General features: G+C 39.3%; 2 protein-coding genes and 1 pseudogene. All 3 read left to right on the plus strand.

Annotated features, from left to right (window positions below; translation table 11 throughout):
• The first annotated feature begins 64 nt into the window (after positions 1–64).
• The 3 genes and pseudogenes from D1Z90_RS20585 to D1Z90_RS20595 all read left to right on the plus strand — a co-directional run bounded on the left by D1Z90_RS20585 (position 65) and on the right by D1Z90_RS20595 (position 1188).
• A complete protein-coding gene (locus D1Z90_RS20585; RefSeq protein WP_119912639.1) occupies positions 65–415 on the plus strand; it encodes an RHS repeat-associated core domain-containing protein in 351 nt (116 codons plus the stop codon).
• Positions 416–536: 121 nt separating this feature from the next.
• Positions 537–737: pseudogene (locus D1Z90_RS22125) on the plus strand (hypothetical protein); the annotation flags it as partial.
• Between the two features lie 112 nt (positions 738–849).
• Complete coding sequence (locus tag D1Z90_RS20595) at positions 850–1188, plus strand: hypothetical protein (protein ID WP_119912640.1); 339 nt, start codon at positions 850–852, stop codon at positions 1186–1188.
• Positions 1189–1372: the final 184 nt, after the last annotated feature.

Raw genomic sequence — 1372 nt, forward strand, 5'->3', positions numbered from 1 at the left:
GCTGACAGCTTAATCACCGAAACCGACCACTAAGGCGACTAAGACACCCCACAAGAAGTTACCAATGCGCTGGGCCACACAGTCTGGAGCGTGCAATACCGTGACTACGGTACTCAAACAGGAAGTGGAAGAGGTACAAAGCCCCCTGCGTTTCCACGGGCAGTACTATGATGCAGAAACCGGCTTGCACTACAACCGGCACCGTTATTACAACCCAAACACCGCCGCGTTTTTAACTTTAGATCTGATTGGACTTGCAGGCGGGCTCAATAACTATCAATATGTGCCTAACCCTACGGGCTGGATAGACCCACTGGGGTTGGCAAATAAGAAAGGGCATGAGTTGTGTCGTGGGGGGAGCTTCGTCAAAAGATTCTATAATTTAAGAGCAACAAGTACTACCAGACATAAATAGCTATGAAATACCTTACAAGCCTCTTAGCAAGGCTAAAAAACAAAGTTTTAAAGAAAGAATAGCAAGTAGCACGATGACTGAAACTGAATATACACACTTCGATTGAGATAGAAGGTTTAATAACCGACGAAACCGAGGAGTAAAGCAGTTTTGGTCAGAAGAACGGAAAAAGATAAGAACCGAAAAACCAACCTCAAGGGATTGGGGTGAAGATCAAATAGAAGCTATTCTATCGAACAAAACGTCAATATTTGATGGGAAACCGAACGACGTTCATCATAAGTATAATGCTTTAGCGTATCCTCACATAGCAGATAATTAACTCAATTTTATCCGGCCACTAAATACGAAAATTTGTATCACTGTTATGGTAGAAACTTTAAAATAAAACTTCAGGAAAGCCACTTAACCCACTTTTTAAGAGGGACTTTAAAATGACAAAAATAGCTATTTCACTAAATAAACCCTGCACAGACTTAAGTATCGCAAAATTTTTACATGTAACCTTAGGGTTATCCTTGACTGCTGCAAGAAAAATAATAGCTAAAGGGAAGGCAGGCTTTTTTTTCAGCGGAGAGTTTTATTTAAATGACCATATTGATGTGGCAAAAAAAACAAGGGAAATATTACAGTTTTTCAAAGATAAAGGTATTGTATTGTTCATAGTACAGTTAGATGATGAGGACTGGGAAGATATATCTGTTAACGATTATCAAATCCAGTTGACTGATCTTGAGAACTTATTGAACGAATCTGACTCTCTTTTTGATTAATAGAATCTAACTGGAAAAGCGAAATATACAGGACACCAAAAAATTTGACAGAAATCGCCCTAACTACCACTTAAAAAGTGACTTTTTGACTAGAAGGGTGTCATAACGGCGTTGTTGACTAAATAGGGAACCTTTCTCGAAAACTGCGATCAGATCATTGAGCACGATACATGGAAGTGATTCT

The organism is Motilimonas pumila (assembly GCF_003596335.1).
In the GTDB taxonomy this organism is placed as follows: domain Bacteria; phylum Pseudomonadota; class Gammaproteobacteria; order Enterobacterales; family CBDFNC01; genus Motilimonas; species Motilimonas pumila.

What these genes read in the sequence shown, in the direction of transcription:
- D1Z90_RS20585 (WP_119912639.1), top strand. Translation starts at nt 65, where the DNA reads ATGCGCTGGGCCACACAGTCTGGAGCGTGCAATACCGTGACTACGGTA.
- D1Z90_RS20595 (WP_119912640.1), top strand. Translation starts at nt 850, where the DNA reads ATGACAAAAATAGCTATTTCACTAAATAAACCCTGCACAGACTTAAGT.